Origin of the sequence: Staphylococcus sp. T93, from assembly GCF_016743875.1 — a bacterium.
Taxonomy (GTDB): domain Bacteria; phylum Bacillota; class Bacilli; order Staphylococcales; family Staphylococcaceae; genus Staphylococcus; species Staphylococcus aureus.
Window position 1 is genome coordinate 508,488 of sequence record NZ_CP068247.1, and the last position, 22,652, is coordinate 531,139.

The window sequence follows — 22,652 nt, forward strand, 5'->3', positions numbered from 1 at the left end:
TTGAGAAAAAGAAGGGTGATAATATTATGGGATTCAAAAACAATTTAACATCAAATTTAACAAATAAAATCGGTAATTCAGTCTTTAAAATAGAAAATGTTGACGGAAAAGGTGCAATGCCAACGACGATTCAAGAATTGAGAGAAAGACGACAACGTGCTGAAGCAATTGTAAAGAGAAAGTCTTTAATGTCATCAACAATGAGCGTTGTTCCAATTCCGGGTTTAGATTTTGGTGTTGATTTAAAATTAATGAAAGATATTATCGAAGATGTTAATAAAATTTATGGTTTAGATCATAAGCAAGTTAATAGCCTTGGGGATGATGTGAAAGAAAGAATTATGTCTGCAGCAGCAATTCAAGGTAGTCAATTTATTGGTAAAAGAATTTCAAATGCATTTTTAAAAATTGTAATTAGAGATGTAGCTAAACGTACTGCTGCAAAACAAACAAAATGGTTTCCTGTTGTAGGACAAGCTGTGTCTGCATCTATTAGTTACTATTTTATGAATAAAATTGGAAAAGATCACATTCAAAAATGCGAAAATGTTATTAAAAATGTCATGTAGGTGCTATAATAGTTTTGCAATTTGCAAATTTTACTGAAACCGGTTTTAAACGAATTGAATTTAAAGCATGGTTTTGGTAAAGTTAATGTATAAAACTAAGTTAGTATTGTAATAATATTGAAGATTCTAACTATACGAAGGAGAAATGTAATTATGGAACAAAATTCATATGTAATCATCGACGAGACTGGTATTCACGCTAGACCAGCAACAATGTTAGTACAAACAGCTTCAAAATTCGATTCTGATATTCAATTAGAATATAACGGTAAGAAAGTAAACTTAAAATCAATCATGGGTGTTATGAGCCTTGGTGTTGGTAAAGATGCTGAAATTACAATTTATGCTGACGGTAGTGATGAATCTGACGCCATTCAAGCAATCAGTGACGTCTTATCAAAAGAAGGATTGACTAAATAATCATGTCTAAATTAATTAAAGGTATTGCCGCATCTGATGGTGTCGCAATTGCTAAAGCTTATTTATTAGTTGAGCCAGACTTAACATTCGACAAAAATGAAAAAGTCACTGATGTTGAAGGAGAAGTTGCAAAGTTCAATAGCGCTATCGAAGCTTCTAAAGTTGAGTTAACTAAAATTAGAAATAATGCAGAGGTTCAACTAGGTGCTGATAAAGCTGCTATCTTTGATGCACATTTATTAGTTTTAGATGACCCTGAATTAATTCAACCAATCCAAGATAAGATTAAAAATGAAAACGCTAATGCTGCTACAGCATTAACGGATGTAACAACACAATTTGTTACAATTTTTGAATCTATGGATAACGAATACATGAAAGAACGTGCGGCTGATATTCGCGACGTTTCTAAACGTGTGTTATCACATATTTTAGGTGTAGAATTACCGAATCCGAGTATGATTGATGAAAGCGTTGTTATTGTAGGGAATGACTTAACGCCATCTGATACTGCTCAATTAAATAAAGAATTCGTACAAGGTTTTGCTACAAACATTGGCGGAAGAACAAGTCACTCTGCAATTATGAGTCGTTCTTTAGAAATTCCAGCAATTGTTGGTACAAAATCAATTACTCAAGAAGTTAAACAAGGCGACATGATTATCGTAGATGGATTAAATGGTGATGTAATCGTTAATCCAACTGAAGATGAGTTAATCGCTTATCAAGATAAACGTGAGCGTTATTTTGCTGACAAGAAAGAATTACAAAAACTACGTGATGCTGATACTGTTACAGTTGATGGTGTTCACGCAGAGCTTGCTGCAAATATTGGTACACCTAATGATTTGCCAGGTGTTATTGAAAATGGTGCACAAGGTATCGGCTTATATAGAACTGAGTTTTTATATATGGGTCGTGACCAAATGCCTACAGAAGAAGAACAATTTGAAGCTTATAAAGAAGTATTAGAAGCAATGGGCGGTAAACGTGTTGTTGTACGTACTTTAGATATAGGTGGAGATAAAGAATTATCATACTTAAACTTGCCTGAAGAAATGAATCCATTCTTAGGTTACCGTGCGATTCGTTTATGCCTTGCGCAACAAGATATTTTCAGACCACAGCTACGTGCATTATTACGTGCATCAGTTTATGGTAAGTTAAATATCATGTTCCCAATGGTTGCAACAATTAACGAATTTAGAGAAGCTAAAGCTATATTATTAGAAGAAAAAGAAAACCTTAAAAATGAAGGTCATGACATTTCGGATGATATAGAATTAGGAATCATGGTAGAGATACCTGCAACAGCAGCATTAGCTGATGTCTTTGCTAAAGAAGTAGATTTCTTCAGTATCGGTACAAATGATTTAATTCAATACACATTAGCTGCTGACCGTATGTCAGAGCGTGTATCATATCTATACCAACCATATAACCCTTCAATCTTACGTTTAGTTAAACAAGTTATTGAAGCGTCACATAAAGAAGGTAAATGGACAGGTATGTGTGGTGAAATGGCTGGAGATGAAACAGCTATTCCATTATTGCTTGGTTTAGGTTTAGATGAGTTCTCTATGAGTGCAACGTCTATTCTGAAAGCAAGAAGACAAATTAATGGTTTAAGTAAAAATGAAATGACTGAACTTGCTAACCGTGCAGTCGACTGTGCAACGCAAGAAGAAGTTATTGAATTAGTTAACAACTACGTAAAATAATTAATTCTTTCGAAAGACAGAATTATAAATAAACCCGAAGTATTCATTGTAAGTAATTATGAATACTTCGGGTTCTTTTTTATGATTTATGTTAATTTCAATGGAATGTTGTTGCTAACTAATTAAACAACTATGTGTCATTAACAAAATGTAGTTCTTTAATTAATGTTAGTTAATTTAAAAATCGATATTTAATTTATGATAGCTATAAATGATGAAGTTGATTTAGATGAAAATTAATCTTGGATATTTAATACTTTGTTGATTTCATCAAGATCAACATGGTACATTGGATTGCCATTCAACAAAATAAACGGAGTTGAAAAAGCATCAAAATCTATCATTTCGTTTCGATATTGTTGATTGTTGATATTTCTCTCTTCAAAATCAATGTGATGCTCATTTAGATAATTTTTTACAAATGTACAAGGTGGACAATCATTCTGCGTATAAACGATTATTTCTGACATGTATCATGCTCCTTCGTGCTTTATTCTAATGTAATATACACAATTATACATTGAAATTCAAATTTGTGAACACATTGTGAACTGACATAAATTATACACAATTTCATAGCGCATAATGTTTTAAAAATACACATTATAGCAATTATAATTAAGTTCATTGTGTTGTCATCAAAAAAAGAAAAAGGTGATGTTTTTAAATGGATACAGTTGAAATCAGTCGGTTTTTGACAGCTATGACTTTAGCAGTTCATATCATTTTTGCAACGATTGGTGTTGGTATGCCTTTAATGTTCGCAATTGCAGAATTTTTAGGTATTCGCAAAAATGATCTTCAATATATAGCTATGGCCAAAAGATGGGCTAAAGCTTATACAATTACTGTAGCAGTGGGAGTTGTTACAGGTACAATTATAGGACTTCAATTATCATTGATTTGGCCTACATTTATGGAAATGGGTGGACACGTTATTGCACTTCCATTATTTATGGAAACATTTGCGTTCTTCTTTGAAGCTATTTTCTTAAGTATATATTTATATACTTGGGATCGTTTTAAAAATAAATGGACACATTTCTTAATTAGTATACCAGTAATTATTGGTGGCTCTTTCTCAGCATTCTTCATTACTTCAGTGAATTCATTTATGAATACGCCTGCAGGTTTTGAGTTGAAGAATGGAAAGATGGTCAATGTTCAACCTATAGAAGCGATGTTTAACCCATCGTTTATAGTTCGATCATTTCACGTAATTACTACAGCCGGTATGACGATGGCATTTGTTATTGCATCAATAGCAGCTTTTAAATTATTGCGTAATCGTCAACCTAAAGATACTGTCTACCATAAGAAAGCTTTGAAAATGTCTATGATAGTTGGATTCTTTTCAACATTACTTTCTATGTTGGCAGGGGATTTATCTGCAAAATTTTTGCATAAATTCCAACCTGAAAAATTAGCAGCTTATGAATGGCATTTCGATACATCTTCCCATGCCAAATTATTATTATTTGGTGTGTTAGATGAAAAGACTCAGCAAGTTAAAGGTGCGATTGAATTACCTGGACTATTGAGTTTCTTAGCAGATAATAGTGTCAAAACTAAAGTACAAGGGTTAAATGATTTTCCAAAAAGTTTACATCCGCCTATGATCGTCCATTATTTCTTTGATTTAATGGTAACGATGGGAATTTTATGTTTTGTCATTTCAGGTGTTTATGTCTTAACTTTAATGTTTAAAAAGCTTAGAAAGTTTTCTACTCATAAATGGATGCTTTATGGAATATTATTAACAGGCCCAGCTTCAATGCTAGCTATAGAATTTGGATGGTTCTTAACAGAGATGGGTAGACAGCCTTGGATTGTTCGTGGTTATATGCGCGTGGCAGAAGCAGCAACACAAGCAGGCGGAATAACCTTCGTTACAATTTTATTTGGCATATTGTACATCATTTTAATGTATACATGTGCATACGTATTAATTCGTATGTTTAAAAATAAACCGGCGTATGAAGATGTAAATCGTTTAGCCAAGAAGCAAGGAGGAGAAATAGAAAAATGATTTATGCATTTATAGGTATAACAGTGTTATGGTTGTTTTTATTTTGCTATATCATTATTGCTTCTATAGATTTTGGGGCAGGTTTCTTCGCATTGCATTCAAAGTTAACTGGTGATGAAAAGAAAATTAATCACTTAATTTCACGTTATTTAAACCCAGTTTGGGAAGTTACGAATGTATTCTTTGTTTTCTTCTTCGTAGGATTCGTAGGTTTCTTTCCAGAGTCAATCAAATATTTAGGCACGGTATTGTTAATACCAGGTTCAATAGCACTGATTATGATATCGTTGAGAAACAGTTTTTATGCATTTGAAAATTATGGTCAAGATACAAAATTAGCATGGATGATCATGTATGGGGTAAGTGGATTATTAATTCCAGCTTCATTATCTACTGCTTTAACTATTACAGAAGGTGGCTATATTAATGTTCGAAACAATGTTATCGATCTAGATTGGGTGCAGTTATTATTAAGCCCATTTGCTTGGTCTGTAGTATTCTTGGCAATTATTTCAGTTTTATATATTTCATCAGGATTTTTGACATATTATGCTAAAAAAGCAAATGACGAACCAGCATATAATTTAACAAGACAATGGCACATATTTTTAGGGCCGCCGATGATTATCATTTGTTTATTCGTATTTCTATCATTACGCATTCAAAATTCTGAACATTTTTATTCAGCTGTTTTTGACTATTGGTGGATGTTTGGTATAAGTTTCTTATTCTTTGCATTAGCTTCATTGTTAACATTCTTTAAGAAAAAACATGGTTTGGCTTTTGTATTTGTTATTTTACAAATGATGTTCGCGTTCTTTGGCTATGGAATTAGTAAATTGCCATACCTTTTATATCCGTTTGTAAAAATTACAGATGCATATGTTAATCCAGAAATGGGCTGGACATTAGTGATTGTCTTTATTTTAGGTTTACTTTTATTACTTCCATCGTTAATATTATTATTAAGATTATTTGTTTTCGACAAAGAATATGTTGAAGGAAAGAAATCATAAGTTGAGACGATACCCCAACTTTCATTTACTTGCATTACTGCATTTAGATAATTTAGTTGGGGTACTCATTTATAATAATTTTAAATTTATATTTTCAATGAATTGATGAAAATCATTTAATGGAGGGCGAGTATGGGTAAAGAATATGTAGTCATCGGTCTAGGTCGTTTTGGAGGTAGTATCGTTCGTGAGTTGAATGCATTAGACATGGATGTAATGGCCATCGACCATGATGAAAATAGAGTGAATGAATATAGTGATATCGCTACTCATGCGGTTGTTGCAGACACTACAGATGAAGCAGTTATGAAAAGTTTAGGTATCCGTAACTTTGATCATGTCATTGTGGCAATTGGTGAAAATATTCAATCAAGTACGTTGACGACTTTAATTTTAAAAGAGTTAGGTGTAAAAAAAGTAACTGCTAAAGCACAAAATGATTATCATGCAAAGATTTTAAATAAAATTGGAGCAGATACGGTTGTGCACCCTGAGCGTGATATGGGTAGACGTATTGCGCATAATGTTGCGAGTGCAAGTGTACTTGATTATCTTGAGTTGGCAGACGAGCATTCTATTGTAGAATTGAAAGCAACTGAAAAGATGGCGGGGCAGTCTATCATTGATTTAGATATAAGAGCACAATATGGAATTAACATTATTGCAATTAAACGAGGCAAAGAGTTCATCATTTCACCAAATCCAAATATTAATTTAGAAATAGGTGATATTTTAATCATGATTGGACATGATAATGATTTAAATCGCTTTGAAAAAAATATTGCGACGAGATAATCGGGAGTGGGACAGAAATGATATTTTCTCAAAATTTATTTCGTCGTCCCACCCCAACTTACATTGTCTGTAGAAATTGGGAATCCAATTTCTCTTTGTTGGGGCCCACACCCCAACTCGCATTGCCTGTAGAATTTCTTTTCGAAATTCTCTATGTTGGGGCCCCTGACTAGAATTGAAAAAAGCTTGTTACAAGCGCATTTTCGTTCAGTCAACTACTGCCAATATAACTTTGTAGAGCATTGAACATTGATTTATGTCTCAAGCTCATCATATATAAAGAAAAAGCTACTAACAATGGGTGGTGAGTTTAATTAAAACTTCACTTCAAAGTTAGTAGCTTTTTGATTATTTATTGTTTGATTCTTTTTGTTCGTTTACCTTCATAATGACTGGTAAAATCATTGGTTTTCTAGCTGTTTTTTCAAATAAATAAGGTTGTAATGTTTCAATGATAGAAGATTTAATCTGATGCCATTGAATATCTTTATTTTGATTTAACTTACTAATAACATCAGTTTTGATTTTGCGTTGTGCATCATAAATTAATTGACCTGATTCCCTCATATATACAAATCCTCGAGAAATAATGTCTGGACCAGAAAGTAATTTATTTGTATTAAAATCAATACTAACAACAACGATAACTAAACCTTCTTCAGATAATAGCTTACGGTCTCTTATTACAACATTACCGATATCACCGATACCACTACCATCAACAAGTACATTACCAGATGGAATGCGACCAGCTTTACGTGCTGAATCGTGTGTTAAAGCTAAGACATCTCCAATATCAAAGATGAAGACATTATCTTCTTCAACGCCGCATTCAACACCAGTCTCACCATGTGCTTTTAACATACGGTATTCACCATGAATAGGTAAGAAATATTTCGGCTTGATTAATCGAAGCATTAATTGTTGATCACCTTGAGAACCATGCCCTGAAGTATGGATGTTAGAAATCTTGCTATGGATAACATCTGCACCAGCTTTATACAAGGAATTAATAGTTCTGTTAATACTTTTTGTATTACCTGGGATAGGTGATGAACTAAATACAACGGTATCTTCAGGTATAATTTTAATTTGCTTATGAGTACCATTAGCAATTCTAGATAATGCTGCCATTGGTTCACCTTGTGAACCAGTACATAGTATCAATAACTCATGCTTCGGTACGGTATTAATTTTATTAGGTTCAATAAATGTTTCAGGTGGTGCTTTAATATAACCAAGTTCCATACCTATTTTAATATTGTTTTCCATCGAACGACCGAACGTAACAATTTTACGGTTATTTTTGATAGCAGCTTCAACTGCTTGTTGAACTCGGTAAATATTAGAAGCGAAGGTAGCAAATATAATACGACCTTTACAATTACGGAAGATCTTATCTACGTTTTGACCAACTTCACGTTCGCTTAAAGTAAAATCAGGCACAAGTGAATTTGTTGAGTCTGAAAGTAAACATAGAACGCCTTCTTCGCCTAATTGAGCCATTTTAGCAATGTTTGCTGGTTTGCCTACAGGTGTAAAATCAAATTTAAAGTCACCGGTATGAACTACTTTTCCTTCAGGTGTATCTACGATGACGCCATAAGTTTCAGGAATACTATGTGTAGTTAAGTAGAAAGAAATCGTAAAGTGCTTAGATTTAATCACACTGTCCTCATTGATTTCATTTAGTTTAGCAGTACGTAATAAATGATGTTCTTCAAGTTTATTACGGATTAAACCTAATGCTAAAGGACCACCATAAATAGGTATATTAAGTTGTTTTAATAGGAAGGGCACACCGCCTATATGGTCTTCGTGACCATGTGTTATAAATAGGCCAACAATTTTATCTTGGTTTTGAACTAGATATGTGTAGTCAGGTATAACATAATCAATCCCTAATAAGTTATCATCAGGGAATTTGATACCTGCATCGATAATGACAATTTCGTCTTTATACTCAACTGCATAAGTATTTTTACCGATTTCACCTAGACCTCCAAGTGCATATACACCTACTTCATTTGGATGTAATTGTTTCATTATTTAGCAATCTCCACATTAAAGTGTTCTGAGTTTTCTTTTTCGTAATCTAAATGTGCGCCCTCTAATTTAGTGATAAATTCGATATTAAAATTACGATCTTTCAAGTAACGACGTACTTGTTCTTCTGTTTGAGCTTCAACATAAAGTGATTGTGTATTTTCACGCACAATTACCTCGTCTCTGTTATGTTGATAAAAAACTTTAAATACTGCCATGTTAAAAATTCCTCCTAAGAATGTTTGTTTAATTTATTGTTAACCCTAGTAAAATCGTATTGGAGTATATATCGATAAATTCATTCCAATCATCTCTATAATGTAACTTAATAACGATTTGGTTAATAACTAGGTTCATCATGTCGTTCATTTTAAAAAATTAGTGAAATAACACTAAAATTTCAGTTAAATCTTATTTTACATGATGAATGATAATAAATAAAGCAGTTTATCTCACTAGAAATCTAAGTATTTCGAATAAATGTGCAGTTCTATTTATTAAAATAAATGTAGAGATTATAAATTAATGTTAAGAAAGAATTAAAGGATTTTATATGAAACGGTAAAATTTAAATGAGGGGATAAAAAGTTTGGTAGAAAGGTGAATATATTTAACTGTTGTTTATTCGAAAAAGTTGTAAAAGGAAAAGCTTAGGACATCATATTTATCCTAAGCTTTGATAATTAGAAAAATGTGTTTTAAACTTCTACTGCATCTGTATGTGGTTGTAATGGGTGATCTTTGTCAATGTGATCATAGAACATTACACCATTTAAATGGTCAATTTCATGTTGGAAAACAATTGCTGGATATCCTTTTAGTCGTAATTGTATATCATTACCTTCGATGTCTTTGGCTTTAATTGTAATTCTATTATGACGGTGAACTAGACCAGCAACATTATCATCGACACTAAGGCAACCTTCACCAGTTGGTAAATAAGCTTCTTGAACGCTATGACTTACAATTTTTGGGTTCACAAGCATATAGTCATAAGATTTGCCACTGCCATCATCTGGTATTAAAACAGCAATCATACGTTTAGAAATATTAATTTGAGGTGCAGCCAAACCAACGCCTGAACGTAAACCATATCGTTTCGCGATTTCCTCATCTTGACTATTTACTAAAAACTCTCTCATGGCGATTAATGTTTCTTTTTCTTCTTTAGTTAATGGTAATTCTAACTCAGCTGCTTTTTGACGCAAAGTTGGATGACCATCTCTAATGATGTCTTTCATTGTTAACATATATTGCACCTTCCTTATTTTAATTTGTTTTAGTTGAATGACAGTAAAAAGGTTGTTAAGATACTCATACATTTTTATGTGTAAATATCTACAAAGTTAACCAACTACTGCCAATGTTTATTTTAGATAGTATATGTAAATTTTCAGATATGCTAATTGCTTAAAAAATGATTAAAGTGTTGGTTTCAAGCAATGATACTTTAGAAATTTATTTATCATCTTGACTTTAAAAATTATATTATAAATGACGTAACTGTCAACAGATATACTTAGTAATGAAGATGTGTAATGTAATTGTTTAAAATTGATTTCCAAGCAGATTTTATTTATCATTTAATTTAAATAGCAAGTGGAGGTACAAGTAATGAAATTTGGAAAAACAATCGCAGTAGTATTAGCATCTAGTGTCTTGCTTGCAGGATGTACTACGGATAAAAAAGAAATTAAGGCATATTTAAAGCAAGTGGATAAAATTAAAGATGATGAAGAACCAATTAAAACTGTTGGTAAGAAAATTGCTGAATTAGATGAGAAAAAGAAAAAATTAACTGAAGATGTCAATAGTAAAGATACAGCAGTTCGCGGTAAAGCAGTAAAGGATTTAATTAAAAATGCCGATGATCGTCTAAAGGAATTTGAAAAAGAAGAAGACGCAATTAAGAAGTCTGAACAAGACTTTAAGAAAGCAAAAAGTCACGTTGATAACATTGATAATGATGTTAAACGTAAAGAAGTAAAACAATTAGATGATGTATTAAAAGAAAAATATAAGTTACACAGTGATTACGCGAAAGCATATAAAAAGGCTGTAAACTCAGAGAAAACATTATTTAAATATTTAAATCAAAATGACGCGACACAACAAGGTGTTAACGAAAAATCAAAAGCAATAGAACAGAACTATAAAAAGTTAAAAGAAGTATCAGATAAGTATACAAAAGTACTAAATAAGGTTGGTAAAGAAAAGCAAGACGTTGATCAATTTAAATAATTAATATAATACAGATGGTAGGAAACAACTAATACAGTTCCTATTATCTGTATCTTTTTTTATTAAAACAGAACTTTTTCAAATGGTTTAACAGTCCCATTTATTTGTGGTACAATTAGTAAGGATAAAATGAATTTCTATACAATTATGGGAAAGGTATGGTGAATTGAATGGCTCCTAAGTTACAAGCCCAATTCGATGCAGTAAAAGTTTTAAATGATACTCAATCGAAATTTGAAATGGTTCAAATTTTGGATGAGAATGGTAACGTCGTAAATGAAGACTTAGTACCTGATCTTACGGATGAACAATTAGTGGAATTAATGGAAAGAATGGTATGGACTCGTATCCTTGATCAACGTTCTATCTCATTAAACAGACAAGGACGTTTAGGTTTCTATGCACCAACTGCTGGTCAAGAAGCATCACAATTAGCGTCACAATACGCTTTAGAAAAAGAAGATTACATTTTACCGGGATACAGAGATGTTCCTCAAATTATTTGGCATGGTTTACCATTAACTGAAGCTTTCTTATTCTCAAGAGGTCACTTCAAAGGAAATCAATTCCCTGAAGGCGTTAATGCATTAAGCCCACAAATTATTATCGGTGCACAATACATTCAAGCTGCTGGTGTTGCATTTGCACTTAAAAAACGTGGTAAAAATGCAGTTGCAATCACTTACACTGGTGACGGTGGTTCTTCACAAGGTGATTTCTACGAAGGTATTAACTTTGCAGCAGCTTATAAAGCACCTGCAATTTTCGTTATTCAAAACAATAACTATGCAATTTCAACACCAAGAAGCAAGCAAACTGCTGCTGAAACATTAGCTCAAAAAGCAATTGCTGTAGGTATTCCTGGTATCCAAGTTGATGGTATGGATGCGTTAGCTGTATATCAAGCAACTAAAGAAGCACGTGACCGCGCAGTTGCAGGTGAAGGTCCAACATTAATTGAAACTATGACATATCGTTATGGTCCTCATACAATGGCTGGTGACGATCCAACTCGTTACAGAACTTCAGACGAAGATGCTGAATGGGAGAAAAAAGACCCATTAGTACGTTTCCGTAAATTCCTTGAAAACAAAGGTTTATGGAATGAAGACAAAGAAAATGAAGTTATTGAACGTGCAAAAGCTGATATTAAAGCAGCAATTAAAGAGGCTGATAACACTGAAAAACAAACTGTTACTTCTCTAATGGAAATTATGTATGAAGATATGCCTCAAAACTTAGCAGAACAATATGAAATTTACAAAGAGAAGGAGTCGAAGTAAGCCATGGCACAAATGACAATGGTTCAAGCGATTAATGATGCGCTTAAAACTGAACTTAAAAATGACCAAGATGTTTTAATTTTTGGTGAAGACGTTGGTGTTAACGGCGGTGTTTTCCGTGTTACTGAAGGACTACAAAAAGAATTTGGTGAAGATAGAGTATTCGATACACCTTTAGCTGAATCAGGTATTGGTGGTTTAGCGATGGGTCTTGCAGTTGAAGGATTCCGTCCGGTTATGGAAGTACAATTCTTAGGTTTCGTATTCGAAGTATTTGATGCGATTGCTGGACAAATTGCACGTACTCGTTTCCGTTCAGGCGGTACTAAAACTGCACCTGTAACAATTCGTAGCCCATTTGGTGGTGGCGTACACACACCAGAATTACACGCAGATAACTTAGAAGGTATTTTAGCTCAATCTCCAGGTCTAAAGGTTGTTATTCCTTCAGGCCCATACGATGCGAAAGGTTTATTAATTTCTTCTATTAGAAGTAATGACCCAGTCGTATACTTAGAGCATATGAAATTGTATCGTTCATTCCGTGAAGAAGTACCTGAAGAAGAATATACAATTGACATTGGTAAGGCTAATGTGAAAAAAGAAGGTAATGACATTTCAATCATCACATACGGTGCAATGGTTCAAGAATCAATGAAAGCTGCAGAAGAACTTGAAAAAGATGGTTATTCTGTTGAAGTAATTGACTTACGTACTGTTCAACCAATCGATGTTGACACAATTGTAGCTTCAGTTGAAAAAACTGGTCGTGCAGTTGTAGTTCAAGAAGCACAACGTCAAGCTGGTGTTGGTGCAGCAGTTGTAGCTGAATTAAGTGAACGTGCAATCCTTTCATTAGAAGCACCTATTGGAAGAGTTGCAGCAGCAGATACAATTTATCCATTCACTCAAGCTGAAAATGTTTGGTTACCAAACAAAAATGACATCATCGAAAAAGCAAAAGAAACTTTAGAATTTTAATACATTTTAAAAGTTAACGAAGTTAGCGTATTTTAGTCTCATTGATTAAAATGAAATGTTTAATTTACGAAATCTTAGGAGGGCAAAAACGTGGCATTTGAATTTAGATTACCCGATATCGGGGAAGGTATCCACGAAGGTGAAATTGTAAAATGGTTTGTTAAAGCTGGAGATACTATTGAAGAAGACGATGTTTTAGCTGAGGTACAAAACGATAAATCAGTAGTAGAAATCCCATCACCAGCATCTGGTACTGTAGAAGAAGTTATGGTAGAAGAAGGTACAGTAGCTGTAGTTGGTGACGTTATTGTTAAAATCGATGCACCTGATGCAGAAGATATGCAATTTAAAGGTCATGATGATGATTCATCATCTAAAGAAGAACCTGCGAAAGAGGAAGCGCCAGCAGAGCAAGCACCTGTAGCTACTCAAACTGAAGAAGTAGATGAAAACAGAACTGTTAAAGCAATGCCTTCAGTACGTAAATACGCACGTGAAAAAGGTGTTAACATTAAAGCAGTTTCTGGATCTGGTAAAAATGGTCGTATTACAAAAGAAGATGTAGATGCATACTTAAATGGTGGTGCACCAACAGCTTCAAATGAATCAGCTGCTTCAGCTACAAGTGAAGAAGTTGCTGAAACTCCTGCAGCACCTGCAGCAGTAACATTAGAAGGCGACTTCCCAGAAACAACTGAAAAAATCCCTGCTATGCGTAGAGCAATTGCGAAAGCAATGGTTAACTCTAAGCATACTGCACCTCATGTAACATTAATGGATGAAATTGATGTTCAAGCATTATGGGATCACCGTAAGAAATTTAAAGAAATCGCAGCTGAACAAGGTACTAAGTTAACATTCTTACCTTATGTTGTTAAAGCACTTGTTTCTGCATTGAAAAAATACCCAGCACTTAACACTTCATTCAATGAAGAAGCTGGTGAAATCGTTCATAAACATTACTGGAATATCGGTATTGCAGCAGACACTGATAGAGGATTATTAGTACCTGTTGTTAAACATGCTGATCGTAAGTCTATTTTCCAAATTTCAGATGAAATTAATGAATTAGCTGTTAAAGCACGTGATGGTAAATTAACAGCCGATGAAATGAAAGGTGCTACATGCACAATCAGTAATATCGGTTCAGCTGGTGGACAATGGTTCACTCCAGTTATCAATCACCCAGAAGTAGCAATCTTAGGAATTGGCCGTATTGCTCAAAAACCTATCGTTAAAGATGGAGAAATTGTTGCAGCACCAGTATTAGCATTATCATTAAGCTTTGACCACAGACAAATTGATGGTGCAACTGGCCAAAATGCAATGAATCACATTAAACGTTTATTAAATAATCCAGAATTATTATTAATGGAGGGGTAAAACATGGTAGTTGGAGATTTCCCAATTGAAACAGATACTATAGTAATCGGAGCAGGTCCTGGTGGATACGTTGCAGCAATTCGTGCAGCTCAATTAGGACAAAAAGTAACAATCGTTGAGAAAGGTAATCTTGGTGGTGTTTGCTTAAACGTAGGATGTATTCCTTCAAAAGCATTACTACATGCTTCTCACCGTTTTGTTGAAGCACAACATTCTGAAAACTTAGGTGTTATTGCTGAAAGTGTTTCTTTAAACTTCCAAAAAGTTCAAGAATTCAAATCATCAGTTGTTAATAAATTAACTGGTGGTGTTGAAAGCTTACTTAAAGGTAACAAAGTTAACATCGTTAAAGGTGAAGCATATTTCGTAGATAACAATAGCTTACGTGTTATGGACGAAAAGAGCGCACAAACATACAACTTTAAAAATGCAATCATTGCAACAGGTTCAAGACCAATTGAAATTCCTAATTTCAAATTCGGTAAACGTGTTATCGACTCAACAGGTGCTTTAAACTTACAAGAAGTACCAGGTAAATTAGTTGTAGTTGGTGGAGGATACATTGGATCAGAATTAGGTACAGCATTTGCTAACTTTGGTTCAGAAGTAACCATCCTTGAAGGTGCTAAAGATATCTTAGGTGGCTTCGAAAAACAAATGACACAACCTGTTAAAAAAGGTATGAAAGAAAAAGGTGTTGAAATCGTTACTGAAGCTATGGCTAAATCAGCTGAAGAAACAGATAACGGAGTTAAAGTTACTTATGAAGCTAAAGGCGAAGAGAAAACAATCGAAGCTGATTATGTATTAGTAACTGTAGGTCGTCGTCCAAACACAGACGAATTAGGCCTAGAAGAATTAGGTGTTAAATTCGCTGACCGTGGATTATTAGAAGTTGATAAACAAAGCCGTACGTCTATCAGCAATATCTATGCAATTGGTGATATCGTTCCAGGTTTACCACTTGCTCACAAAGCTAGCTATGAAGCTAAAGTTGCTGCTGAAGCAATTGATGGTCAAGCTGCTGAAGTTGATTACATTGGTATGCCAGCAGTATGCTTTACTGAACCAGAATTAGCTACAGTTGGTTATTCAGAAGCGCAAGCTAAAGAAGAAGGTTTAGCAATTAAAGCTTCTAAATTCCCATATGCAGCAAATGGTCGTGCATTATCATTAGATGATACTAACGGATTTGTTAAACTTATTACACTTAAAGAAGATGATACTTTAATCGGTGCTCAAGTAGTTGGTACTGGTGCATCAGATATTATCTCTGAATTAGGTTTAGCAATTGAAGCTGGTATGAATGCTGAAGATATCGCATTAACAATCCATGCACATCCAACATTAGGTGAGATGACTATGGAAGCAGCAGAAAAAGCTATCGGATACCCAATCCATACAATGTAATAACTGATTATCTATAAAGATTCAGTCATTAAAAGCTGTAGCATATGCTACGGCTTTTTTGTTTTAGGTAAAGTAATGTAAGGAAATTGATTTGAGATATCGTTAACATGTGACATGCATGTTATACTAGCGATGCTAATAAAAGAATTGAAATGGAGGGTTCAACAATGGAATATGAGTATCCAATTGATTTAGACTGGAGTAATGAAGAGATGATTTCAGTGATAAATTTCTTTAATCATGTAGAGAAGTATTATGAATCCGGCGTGACGGCAGGCGACTTTATGGGTGCATATAAAAGATTTAAAGAAATTGTGCCTGCTAAAGCAGAGGAAAAACAAATTTTTAATACTTTCGAAAAAAGTAGTGGCTATAATAGTTACAAAGCAGTTCAAGATGTAAAAACTCACTCTGAAGAACAAAGAGTAACAGCTAAAAAATAATTCGTTCGAAATTAACACAATTTAATAGGAATTTTTCTTTAAAACTATTGCTAATAAAGCTATATTTTGATACCTTTATCAAGTGTTAAACAAAATGTTTGATAAAAGTAAACTTAATATAGCTTTTTTAGGTGGAAAAATAAATGAACATAGGTAATAAAATTAAAAATCTTAGAAGAATTAAAAATTTAACGCAAGAAGAACTTGCTGAACGTACAGACTTATCGAAAGGCTACATTTCACAAATAGAAAGTGAACATGCCTCACCAAGTATGGAAACTTTCTTAAATATTATAGAGGTGTTAGGAACGACGCCAAGTGAATTTTTTAAAGACAGTGAAAATGAAAAAGTATTATACAAGAAGGAAGAACAAGTTATTTATGATGAGTATGATGAAGGTTATATATTAAATTGGTTAGTTTCAAAGTCAAATGAATATGATATGGAGCCATTAATATTAACTTTAAAGCCTGGAGCATCATATAAAAATTTTAATCCATCAGAGTCTGATACGTTTATTTATTGTATGTCAGGTCAGATAACACTTAATTTAGGCAAAGAGATATATCAAGCACAAGAAGAAGACGTTTTGTATTTTAAAGCACGAGATAATCATCGTTTGTCAAACGAATCAAACAATGAAACACGAATACTTATTGTAGCGACAGCTTCATATTTATAGGGGGGATCTTATTTGGAACCGTTATTATCATTAAAATCAGTTAGTAAAAGCTATGATGATCTTAATATCTTAGATGACATAGATATTGATATTGAATCAGGATACTTTTATACATTATTAGGTCCTTCAGGTTGTGGTAAAACAACAATTTTAAAATTAATTGCAGGGTTTGAATATCCTGACAGTGGTGAAGTGATTTATCAAAACAAACCAATTGGTAATTTACCACCAAATAAACGTAAAGTGAATACAGTCTTTCAAGATTATGCATTATTTCCACACTTAAACGTCTATGATAATATCGCTTTTGGTTTGAAATTAAAAAAATTATCAAAAACCGAAATTGATCAAAAAGTAACTGAGGCATTAAAATTAGTAAAACTTTCAGGTTATGAAAAAAGAAATATTAATGAAATGAGTGGCGGACAAAAGCAACGTGTTGCAATTGCACGTGCTATCGTAAATGAACCAGAAATATTATTGTTAGATGAATCTTTATCCGCATTAGATTTGAAATTGCGTACTGAAATGCAATATGAATTACGAGAATTGCAATCTAGATTAGGTATTACATTTATATTTGTAACACATGATCAAGAAGAAGCGTTAGCATTAAGTGACTTTCTTTTTGTATTAAAAGATGGGAAAATTCAACAATTTGGCACACCAACAGATATATATGACGAACCAGTGAATCGATTTGTAGCTGATTTTATTGGAGAATCTAATATTGTTGAAGGGCGCATGGTTAGAGATTATGTCGTGAATATTTATGGGCAAGATTTCGAATGTGTCGATATGGGTATTCCTGAAAATAAAAAAGTAGAAGTCGTTATTCGACCAGAAGATATATCATTAATCAAAGCTGAAGAAGGATTATTTAAAGCAACTGTTGATTCTATGTTATTTAGAGGGGTCCACTATGAAATATGTTGTATAGACAATAAAGGTTATGAATGGGTAATACAAACGACTAAAAAAGCTGAAGTAGGCAGTGAAGTTGGTCTTTATTTTGATCCTGAAGCCATTCATATTATGGTTCCTGGAGAAACAGAAGAAGAATTTGATAAACGTATTGAAAGCTATGAGGAAGTAGACAATGCGTAATACTAATAAATTTCTCTTAATCCCGTATTTACTATGGATGGTTATATTTATTATTGTACCAGTTGTATTACTCATTTATTTTTCATTTTTAGATATCAATGGACATTTTAGTTTCACGAATTATCAACAAATTTTTACTACAAAATATTTGAAAATGTTTGCATATTCAATTTTATATGCCGCTTCAATAACAATTATTACCTTGACTATCAGTTATCCAGCTGCCTATTATATTACTCGTTCGAAATTTCAAAATATCTTATTAATGATAATGATTATTCCAACATGGATAAATTTATTGTTAAAGACATATGCTTTTATAGGTTTATTAAGTCATGATGGCGTGATTAATCAATTTTTCCACTTATTTAATTTACCATCATTCAATTTGTTATTTACAACTGGTGCGTTTTTAGTAGTGGCAAGTTACATTTATATACCATTTATGATTTTACCTATATTTAATAGCATGAAAGCAATTCCTAATAATTTATTGCAGGCCTCAAGTGATTTAGGTGCCAGTCCTTTCTATACTTTTAGAAAAGTAATCATGCCGTTAACAAAAGAAGGTGTTATGACTGGGATTCAAGTAACCTTTATTCCATCACTTTCATTATTTATGATTACAAGATTAATTGCAGGTAATAAAGTCATAAATATAGGTACGGCAATAGAGGAACAATTTTTAACAATTCAAAATTATGGTATGGGATCAACTATAGCTATATTCTTAATTGTATTTATGGCATTCATTTTAATCATTACAAAATCATCTAATGGGAGAGGGTGAATCATATGAAATGGTATGGAAAGCTGTATATCGGGATACTTTTAGCGATTTTATACATCCCAATATTCTTTTTAATGTTCTATTCATTCAATTCGGCTGGTAATATGATTCACTTTGAACATTTTACATTAGAGCATTATCAATCATTATTTCAAAATGATCATTTAATGTCGGTCATTTTTAATACGATAGCTGTAGCACTTTTAGCAGCCTCAATTTCTACAGTTATTGGTACATTTGGTGCCATTGCTATTTATTATTTAAGAAATAAAAAGTTTAAAGTAACTTTACTAACATTGAATAATGTCTTGATGGTATCATCCGACGTTGTCATAGGTGCATCATTCTTAATTATGTTTACAACGATTGGCCATTTTACTGGTCTTGGTTTAGGATTTTGGACAGTTCTAATATCTCATATTGCATTTTGCATACCTATAGTTGTGATTATCGTCTTACCACAACTGTATGAAATGAATAATAATATGTTAAATGCTGCAAGAGATTTAGGAGCGACTGAACCACAATTATTAAGCAACATTATTATTCCTAATATTTTACCTTCTATTATAGGAGGATTCTTTATGGCTTTAACTTATTCACTAGACGATTTCACAGTAAGTTTCTTCGTTACTGGTAATGGCTTTAGTGTGTTATCAGTTAAAGTTTATGCTATGGCGAGAAAAGGAATTAGTATGGAAATTAATGCGATTTCAACATTATTGTTTGCTGTTATTGTATTAGGAATACTAGGATATTATTTGATTCAATACGTGATAAATAAGAAAAAACTAATCAAGCGAGGTGTAAAATAATGAAACGATTTTTACAACTCATTATAGGTGCATTAGTTGTGGGTATGCTTTGTCTTACTTTAAGTCATTGGTTTAAATCTAAAGAACAAGTGCATACAAATCAAAAAATTTACGTATACAATTGGGGCGAATATATTGATCCAGAGTTAATTAAGAAATTTGAAAAAGAAACTGGCATTCAAGTCGTTTATGAAACTTTCGATTCAAATGAAGCGATGGAAGCCAAAATTCGCAATGGCGGTACACATTATGATGTTGCTTTTCCTAGTGAATATACAGTTCAAAAATTGAAAAGAGATCATTTATTGTTACCAATAGATCATAATAAGGTACCTAATATTAAAAATTTAGATTCAGATTATATGAATATGTCATTTGATAGAGGCAATAAATATTCTTTACCTTATTTCTTTGGAACTGTAGGTATTTTATATAATAAAGAAAAGTATCCAAATGAATCATTTGATAGTTGGAAGTCATTGTATAATCCTAAATTTAAAAACCAAATTTTACTAGTTGACGGTGCTAGAGAGATTATAGGCATGAGTTTGAATAAACTTGGGTATAATCTTAATGACCGTAATTCGCACCATTTAAAAGAAGCAGAGCGAGATTTAACCAAACTAGCACCACAAGTAAGAGGTGTCGTAGGTGATGAAATTACCATGATGCTTCAACAAAATGAAGGTAACATAGCGGTTGTTTGGAGTGGTGTTGCAGCACCTCTAGTGCAAGAAGGGGATAAATATAATTATGTTATTCCTAAAGAAGGATCGAATTTATGGTTCGACAATATGGTAATTCCAAAAACGGCACAAAATAAAGAGGGTGCATATAAATTTATGAATTTTTTATTAGATGCTAAAAATAACAAGCAAAATACAGAATTCGTAGGCTATGCAACGCCAAACAAGGCTGCTCGACAATTGTTGCCTAAAGAGATTAAAGACGACCATCGTTTTTATCCGACTAAGAAAGAGCAAGAACGCCTTGAAGTTTATAAAGATTTAGGACCTGAAGTTTTAAGTGAATACAATGAAAACTTTTTGAATTTCAAAATGTCATTAAAATAAAATCATAAATAGTAGTTATTTACTGTATATTTAGTTATAATAACGGGATAAGTACTATAAGGAGTTGTAACGAATGACTGGAGAACAATTTACTCAAATTAAACGTCCAGTAAGTAGATTAACTGAAAAAGTTCTAGGTTGGTTATGTTGGGTGATGTTATTAGTGCTTACTGTCATTACGATGTTTATAGCACTTGTTTCATTCAGTAATAACACATCGATTGCTAATCTTGAAAATACATTAAACAATAATGCATTTATCCAGCAATTATTAGCTGGAAATGGCTATAATACAACACAATTTGTAATATGGTTACAAAATGGTATATGGGCTATTATCGTTTACTTTATTGTTTGTTTGTTGATTTCATTTTTAGCTCTCATATCTATGAATATAAGAATCTTGTCAGGTTTCTTATTCTTAATATCAGCAATTGTAACGATTCCTTTAGTTTTACTTATCGTTACTTTAATCATTCCGATATTATTCTTTATTATTGCGATGATGCTATTTATAAGAAAAGATAAAGTTGAAATGGTTGCGCCACAATATTATGAAGAGTATAACGGACCGATTTATGATTATCGTGAACCTGTGTATGAGCGCCCCCAACCGAAAGATGATTATTATGATGTGCCTAAATATGAAAAAGAATTGGATAAATCAAATACTGTATATGATCAAGAACAGGAAAGAGATAAATATGATCAATTTCCTAAACGTGCAGTTGAAAGTGAATATAATCATGATGAGCGCACTGAGGAAGAACCATCAGTATTATCCAGACAGGCTAAATACAAACAAAAAAGTACTGAAGAACTAGGTATTGAAGATGATGGTTATTATGCAGAACCTGAAGTTGATCCAAAAGAATTGAAAGCACAACAAAAGCGAGAAAAAGCTGAAATTAAAGCTAAGAAAAAAGAAAAACGTAAAGCTTATAACCAACGAATGAAAGAACGTAGGAAAAATCAACCTAGCGCAGTTAGTCAACGTCGAATGAATTTTGAAGAGCGACGTCAAATTTACAACAATGATATTTCTGAAGAACGCAATTCAAGTGAAGTTAAGGACAAAAAAGAGCAAGAATAAATATTGATGATACCCAGATTAGTAAGCAGAGGTCTTTTGCTTATTAATCTGGGTTTTTATATGAGGTTAATTATCGATAACGTTTAATTAAAGTGTTTAGGTGTCATAATTTTAAATGACGATTTCTCATTACTATACACCTAAATTATCATCAATCTGAATTCAGATGTTTATTATAAAAATTAGATGAAAAATATGTTAATATACAAGTAATTTAATGTGCGTATATCTATAGGCTCGTAGTATACTTATTAAAATATTAAACAAAGAAAGGATTTTAAGATGAATAGAAAACCTGAATTAATCATGGCTTGGATTGCAAATAGTATTAGTATTATTTATTTATTAGTTATGGGGCTATCCTATTTTTCTTTAAAAAGTGGTAATGCATCACAACGTGAAGAATTAGCGAAGCAATTATCTCAGAACGGTGGCAAGGTTTCTTTAGATATGCTTCAGACAACAATGGGTGCATTAGCAATTATTTTATTAATTTCAACACTTTATGGTATATTTGCGACAATTTGTATTAAAGGACGTAGAAAATTATCGATTATACTTTTTGTTATCGCGATAATTGTAAGTTTGATGGCTCTTAATTTAATTGCAATTGTCTTATGGGTTATCGTGATGATTATGTTGATTTCTAAAAAAGAATCAAAAGAAACAACACATAAGGACGATGAGTATATTTATCATTAATATGTTCATAGCAAAAGAAAAACCATTAAAATGTTAAGTTGTTAATTATTAG

Annotated in this window: 24 protein-coding genes; 19 read left to right on the forward strand and 5 right to left on the reverse strand. The window is 32.6% G+C overall.

The genetic code is table 11. From position 1 onward, the window contains the following. The first annotated feature begins 26 nt into the window (after positions 1–26). From JG553_RS02490 to ptsP, 3 genes are all read left to right on the forward strand, one after another. Positions 27–569 (forward strand): hypothetical protein, encoded by a 543-nt coding sequence (locus JG553_RS02490; protein ID WP_000505965.1) that lies wholly within the window; start codon positions 27–29, stop codon positions 567–569. Positions 570–722: 153 nt separating this feature from the next. Beyond that, on the forward strand, positions 723–989 hold the full coding sequence (locus JG553_RS02495; RefSeq protein WP_000437472.1) for a phosphocarrier protein HPr: 267 nt from the start codon (positions 723–725) through the stop codon (positions 987–989). 2 nt (positions 990–991) lie between these two features. Then, entirely contained in the window at positions 992–2,710 is a 1,719-nt protein-coding gene (ptsP, locus tag JG553_RS02500) for a phosphoenolpyruvate--protein phosphotransferase (RefSeq protein ID WP_000040054.1), read from the forward strand. Between the two features lie 236 nt (positions 2,711–2,946). On the opposite strand, the gene nrdH is transcribed toward ptsP, so the two are convergent. Then, complete coding sequence (gene nrdH / locus JG553_RS02505; protein ID WP_001289614.1) at positions 2,947–3,180, reverse strand: glutaredoxin-like protein NrdH; 234 nt, start codon at positions 3,178–3,180, stop codon at positions 2,947–2,949. 197 nt (positions 3,181–3,377) lie between these two features. Here nrdH and JG553_RS02510 point away from each other — a divergent pair, with 197 nt between their 5' ends. From JG553_RS02510 to JG553_RS02520, 3 genes are all read left to right on the forward strand, one after another. Further along, positions 3,378–4,739 (forward strand): cytochrome ubiquinol oxidase subunit I, encoded by a 1,362-nt coding sequence (locus JG553_RS02510; RefSeq protein WP_000381849.1) that lies wholly within the window; start codon positions 3,378–3,380, stop codon positions 4,737–4,739. Further along, entirely contained in the window at positions 4,736–5,755 is a 1,020-nt protein-coding gene (locus JG553_RS02515; protein ID WP_000638456.1) for a cytochrome d ubiquinol oxidase subunit II, read from the forward strand. Before JG553_RS02510 ends, JG553_RS02515 begins: the two co-directional genes overlap by 4 nt. A gap of 132 nt (positions 5,756–5,887) precedes the next feature. Further along, positions 5,888–6,550 carry a potassium channel family protein gene (locus JG553_RS02520; protein WP_000514290.1) on the forward strand — a complete coding sequence of 221 codons (663 nt, stop codon included), beginning with the start codon at positions 5,888–5,890 and terminating at the stop codon, positions 6,548–6,550. Positions 6,551–6,898: 348 nt separating this feature from the next. Here the strand turns inward: JG553_RS02520 and rnjA are convergent, their stop codons facing one another. From rnjA to def, 4 genes are all read right to left on the reverse strand, one after another. Next, positions 6,899–8,596 (reverse strand): ribonuclease J1, encoded by a 1,698-nt coding sequence (gene rnjA / locus JG553_RS02525; RefSeq protein WP_000811375.1) that lies wholly within the window; start codon positions 8,594–8,596, stop codon positions 6,899–6,901. Next, a complete protein-coding gene (locus JG553_RS02530) occupies positions 8,596–8,814 on the reverse strand; it encodes a DNA-dependent RNA polymerase subunit epsilon (RefSeq protein ID WP_000257888.1) in 219 nt (72 codons plus the stop codon). The genes rnjA and JG553_RS02530 overlap by 1 nt, the downstream gene beginning before the upstream one ends. A gap of 28 nt (positions 8,815–8,842) precedes the next feature. Beyond that, positions 8,843–8,965 (reverse strand): hypothetical protein, encoded by a 123-nt coding sequence (locus JG553_RS02535; RefSeq protein WP_001788599.1) that lies wholly within the window; start codon positions 8,963–8,965, stop codon positions 8,843–8,845. Between the two features lie 329 nt (positions 8,966–9,294). Then, positions 9,295–9,846, reverse strand: coding sequence for a peptide deformylase (gene def, locus JG553_RS02540; RefSeq protein ID WP_000957036.1), 552 nt, complete (start codon positions 9,844–9,846; stop codon positions 9,295–9,297). A 364-nt stretch (positions 9,847–10,210) separates the two neighbouring features. Here def and JG553_RS02545 point away from each other — a divergent pair, with 364 nt between their 5' ends. The 13 genes from JG553_RS02545 to JG553_RS02605 all read left to right on the forward strand — a co-directional run bounded on the left by JG553_RS02545 (position 10,211) and on the right by JG553_RS02605 (position 22,600). Continuing rightward, positions 10,211–10,837 carry a YkyA family protein gene (locus JG553_RS02545; RefSeq protein WP_000668339.1) on the forward strand — a complete coding sequence of 209 codons (627 nt, stop codon included), beginning with the start codon at positions 10,211–10,213 and terminating at the stop codon, positions 10,835–10,837. Between the two features lie 170 nt (positions 10,838–11,007). After that, entirely contained in the window at positions 11,008–12,120 is a 1,113-nt protein-coding gene (pdhA, locus tag JG553_RS02550) for a pyruvate dehydrogenase (acetyl-transferring) E1 component subunit alpha (RefSeq protein WP_000035320.1), read from the forward strand. 3 nt (positions 12,121–12,123) lie between these two features. After that, complete coding sequence (locus JG553_RS02555) at positions 12,124–13,101, forward strand: alpha-ketoacid dehydrogenase subunit beta (RefSeq protein WP_000068176.1); 978 nt, start codon at positions 12,124–12,126, stop codon at positions 13,099–13,101. Positions 13,102–13,191: 90 nt separating this feature from the next. Continuing rightward, complete coding sequence (locus tag JG553_RS02560; protein WP_000863431.1) at positions 13,192–14,484, forward strand: dihydrolipoamide acetyltransferase family protein; 1,293 nt, start codon at positions 13,192–13,194, stop codon at positions 14,482–14,484. Between the two features lie 3 nt (positions 14,485–14,487). Further along, positions 14,488–15,894, forward strand: a complete 1,407-nt coding sequence (gene lpdA, locus JG553_RS02565; RefSeq protein ID WP_000260120.1) for a dihydrolipoyl dehydrogenase — start codon at positions 14,488–14,490, stop codon at positions 15,892–15,894. Between the two features lie 167 nt (positions 15,895–16,061). Further along, the gene (locus JG553_RS02570) at positions 16,062–16,337 is read left to right on the forward strand and encodes a UPF0223 family protein (protein WP_000455597.1); all 276 of its coding nucleotides are present in this window, start codon (positions 16,062–16,064) and stop codon (positions 16,335–16,337) included. A 143-nt stretch (positions 16,338–16,480) separates the two neighbouring features. Next, complete coding sequence (locus JG553_RS02575; RefSeq protein ID WP_001020625.1) at positions 16,481–17,020, forward strand: helix-turn-helix domain-containing protein; 540 nt, start codon at positions 16,481–16,483, stop codon at positions 17,018–17,020. A gap of 12 nt (positions 17,021–17,032) precedes the next feature. Then, complete coding sequence (locus JG553_RS02580) at positions 17,033–18,127, forward strand: ABC transporter ATP-binding protein (RefSeq protein ID WP_000433551.1); 1,095 nt, start codon at positions 17,033–17,035, stop codon at positions 18,125–18,127. Further along, a complete protein-coding gene (locus JG553_RS02585; protein ID WP_001246561.1) occupies positions 18,120–18,917 on the forward strand; it encodes an ABC transporter permease in 798 nt (265 codons plus the stop codon). The genes JG553_RS02580 and JG553_RS02585 overlap by 8 nt, the downstream gene beginning before the upstream one ends. 5 nt (positions 18,918–18,922) lie before the next feature. Beyond that, positions 18,923–19,732, forward strand: a complete 810-nt coding sequence (locus JG553_RS02590) for an ABC transporter permease (RefSeq protein ID WP_000872393.1) — start codon at positions 18,923–18,925, stop codon at positions 19,730–19,732. Beyond that, positions 19,732–20,805 (forward strand): ABC transporter substrate-binding protein, encoded by a 1,074-nt coding sequence (locus JG553_RS02595; RefSeq protein ID WP_000819690.1) that lies wholly within the window; start codon positions 19,732–19,734, stop codon positions 20,803–20,805. Before JG553_RS02590 ends, JG553_RS02595 begins: the two co-directional genes overlap by 1 nt. Before the next feature lie 73 nt (positions 20,806–20,878). Then, on the forward strand, positions 20,879–21,898 hold the full coding sequence (gene auxB, locus JG553_RS02600) for a lipoteichoic acid stability factor AuxB (RefSeq protein WP_000145499.1): 1,020 nt from the start codon (positions 20,879–20,881) through the stop codon (positions 21,896–21,898). A gap of 282 nt (positions 21,899–22,180) precedes the next feature. Beyond that, on the forward strand, positions 22,181–22,600 hold the full coding sequence (locus JG553_RS02605) for a DUF4064 domain-containing protein (protein WP_001080462.1): 420 nt from the start codon (positions 22,181–22,183) through the stop codon (positions 22,598–22,600). Positions 22,601–22,652: the final 52 nt, after the last annotated feature.

Coding starts and splice junctions, on each gene's coding strand:
- JG553_RS02490 (WP_000505965.1), top strand. CDS start 27: ATGGGATTCAAAAACAATTTAACATCAAATTTAACAAATAAAATCGGT.
- JG553_RS02495 (WP_000437472.1), top strand. CDS start 723: ATGGAACAAAATTCATATGTAATCATCGACGAGACTGGTATTCACGCT.
- ptsP (WP_000040054.1), top strand. CDS start 992: ATGTCTAAATTAATTAAAGGTATTGCCGCATCTGATGGTGTCGCAATT.
- nrdH (WP_001289614.1), bottom strand. CDS start 3,180: ATGTCAGAAATAATCGTTTATACGCAGAATGATTGTCCACCTTGTACA.
- JG553_RS02510 (WP_000381849.1), top strand. CDS start 3,378: ATGGATACAGTTGAAATCAGTCGGTTTTTGACAGCTATGACTTTAGCA.
- JG553_RS02515 (WP_000638456.1), top strand. CDS start 4,736: ATGATTTATGCATTTATAGGTATAACAGTGTTATGGTTGTTTTTATTT.
- JG553_RS02520 (WP_000514290.1), top strand. CDS start 5,888: ATGGGTAAAGAATATGTAGTCATCGGTCTAGGTCGTTTTGGAGGTAGT.
- rnjA (WP_000811375.1), bottom strand. CDS start 8,596: ATGAAACAATTACATCCAAATGAAGTAGGTGTATATGCACTTGGAGGT.
- JG553_RS02530 (WP_000257888.1), bottom strand. CDS start 8,814: ATGGCAGTATTTAAAGTTTTTTATCAACATAACAGAGACGAGGTAATT.
- JG553_RS02535 (WP_001788599.1), bottom strand. CDS start 8,965: ATGAACGACATGATGAACCTAGTTATTAACCAAATCGTTATTAAGTTA.
- def (WP_000957036.1), bottom strand. CDS start 9,846: ATGTTAACAATGAAAGACATCATTAGAGATGGTCATCCAACTTTGCGT.
- JG553_RS02545 (WP_000668339.1), top strand. CDS start 10,211: ATGAAATTTGGAAAAACAATCGCAGTAGTATTAGCATCTAGTGTCTTG.
- pdhA (WP_000035320.1), top strand. CDS start 11,008: ATGGCTCCTAAGTTACAAGCCCAATTCGATGCAGTAAAAGTTTTAAAT.
- JG553_RS02555 (WP_000068176.1), top strand. CDS start 12,124: ATGGCACAAATGACAATGGTTCAAGCGATTAATGATGCGCTTAAAACT.
- lpdA (WP_000260120.1), top strand. CDS start 14,488: ATGGTAGTTGGAGATTTCCCAATTGAAACAGATACTATAGTAATCGGA.
- JG553_RS02570 (WP_000455597.1), top strand. CDS start 16,062: ATGGAATATGAGTATCCAATTGATTTAGACTGGAGTAATGAAGAGATG.
- JG553_RS02575 (WP_001020625.1), top strand. CDS start 16,481: ATGAACATAGGTAATAAAATTAAAAATCTTAGAAGAATTAAAAATTTA.
- JG553_RS02585 (WP_001246561.1), top strand. CDS start 18,120: ATGCGTAATACTAATAAATTTCTCTTAATCCCGTATTTACTATGGATG.
- JG553_RS02590 (WP_000872393.1), top strand. CDS start 18,923: ATGAAATGGTATGGAAAGCTGTATATCGGGATACTTTTAGCGATTTTA.
- JG553_RS02595 (WP_000819690.1), top strand. CDS start 19,732: ATGAAACGATTTTTACAACTCATTATAGGTGCATTAGTTGTGGGTATG.
- auxB (WP_000145499.1), top strand. CDS start 20,879: ATGACTGGAGAACAATTTACTCAAATTAAACGTCCAGTAAGTAGATTA.
- JG553_RS02605 (WP_001080462.1), top strand. CDS start 22,181: ATGAATAGAAAACCTGAATTAATCATGGCTTGGATTGCAAATAGTATT.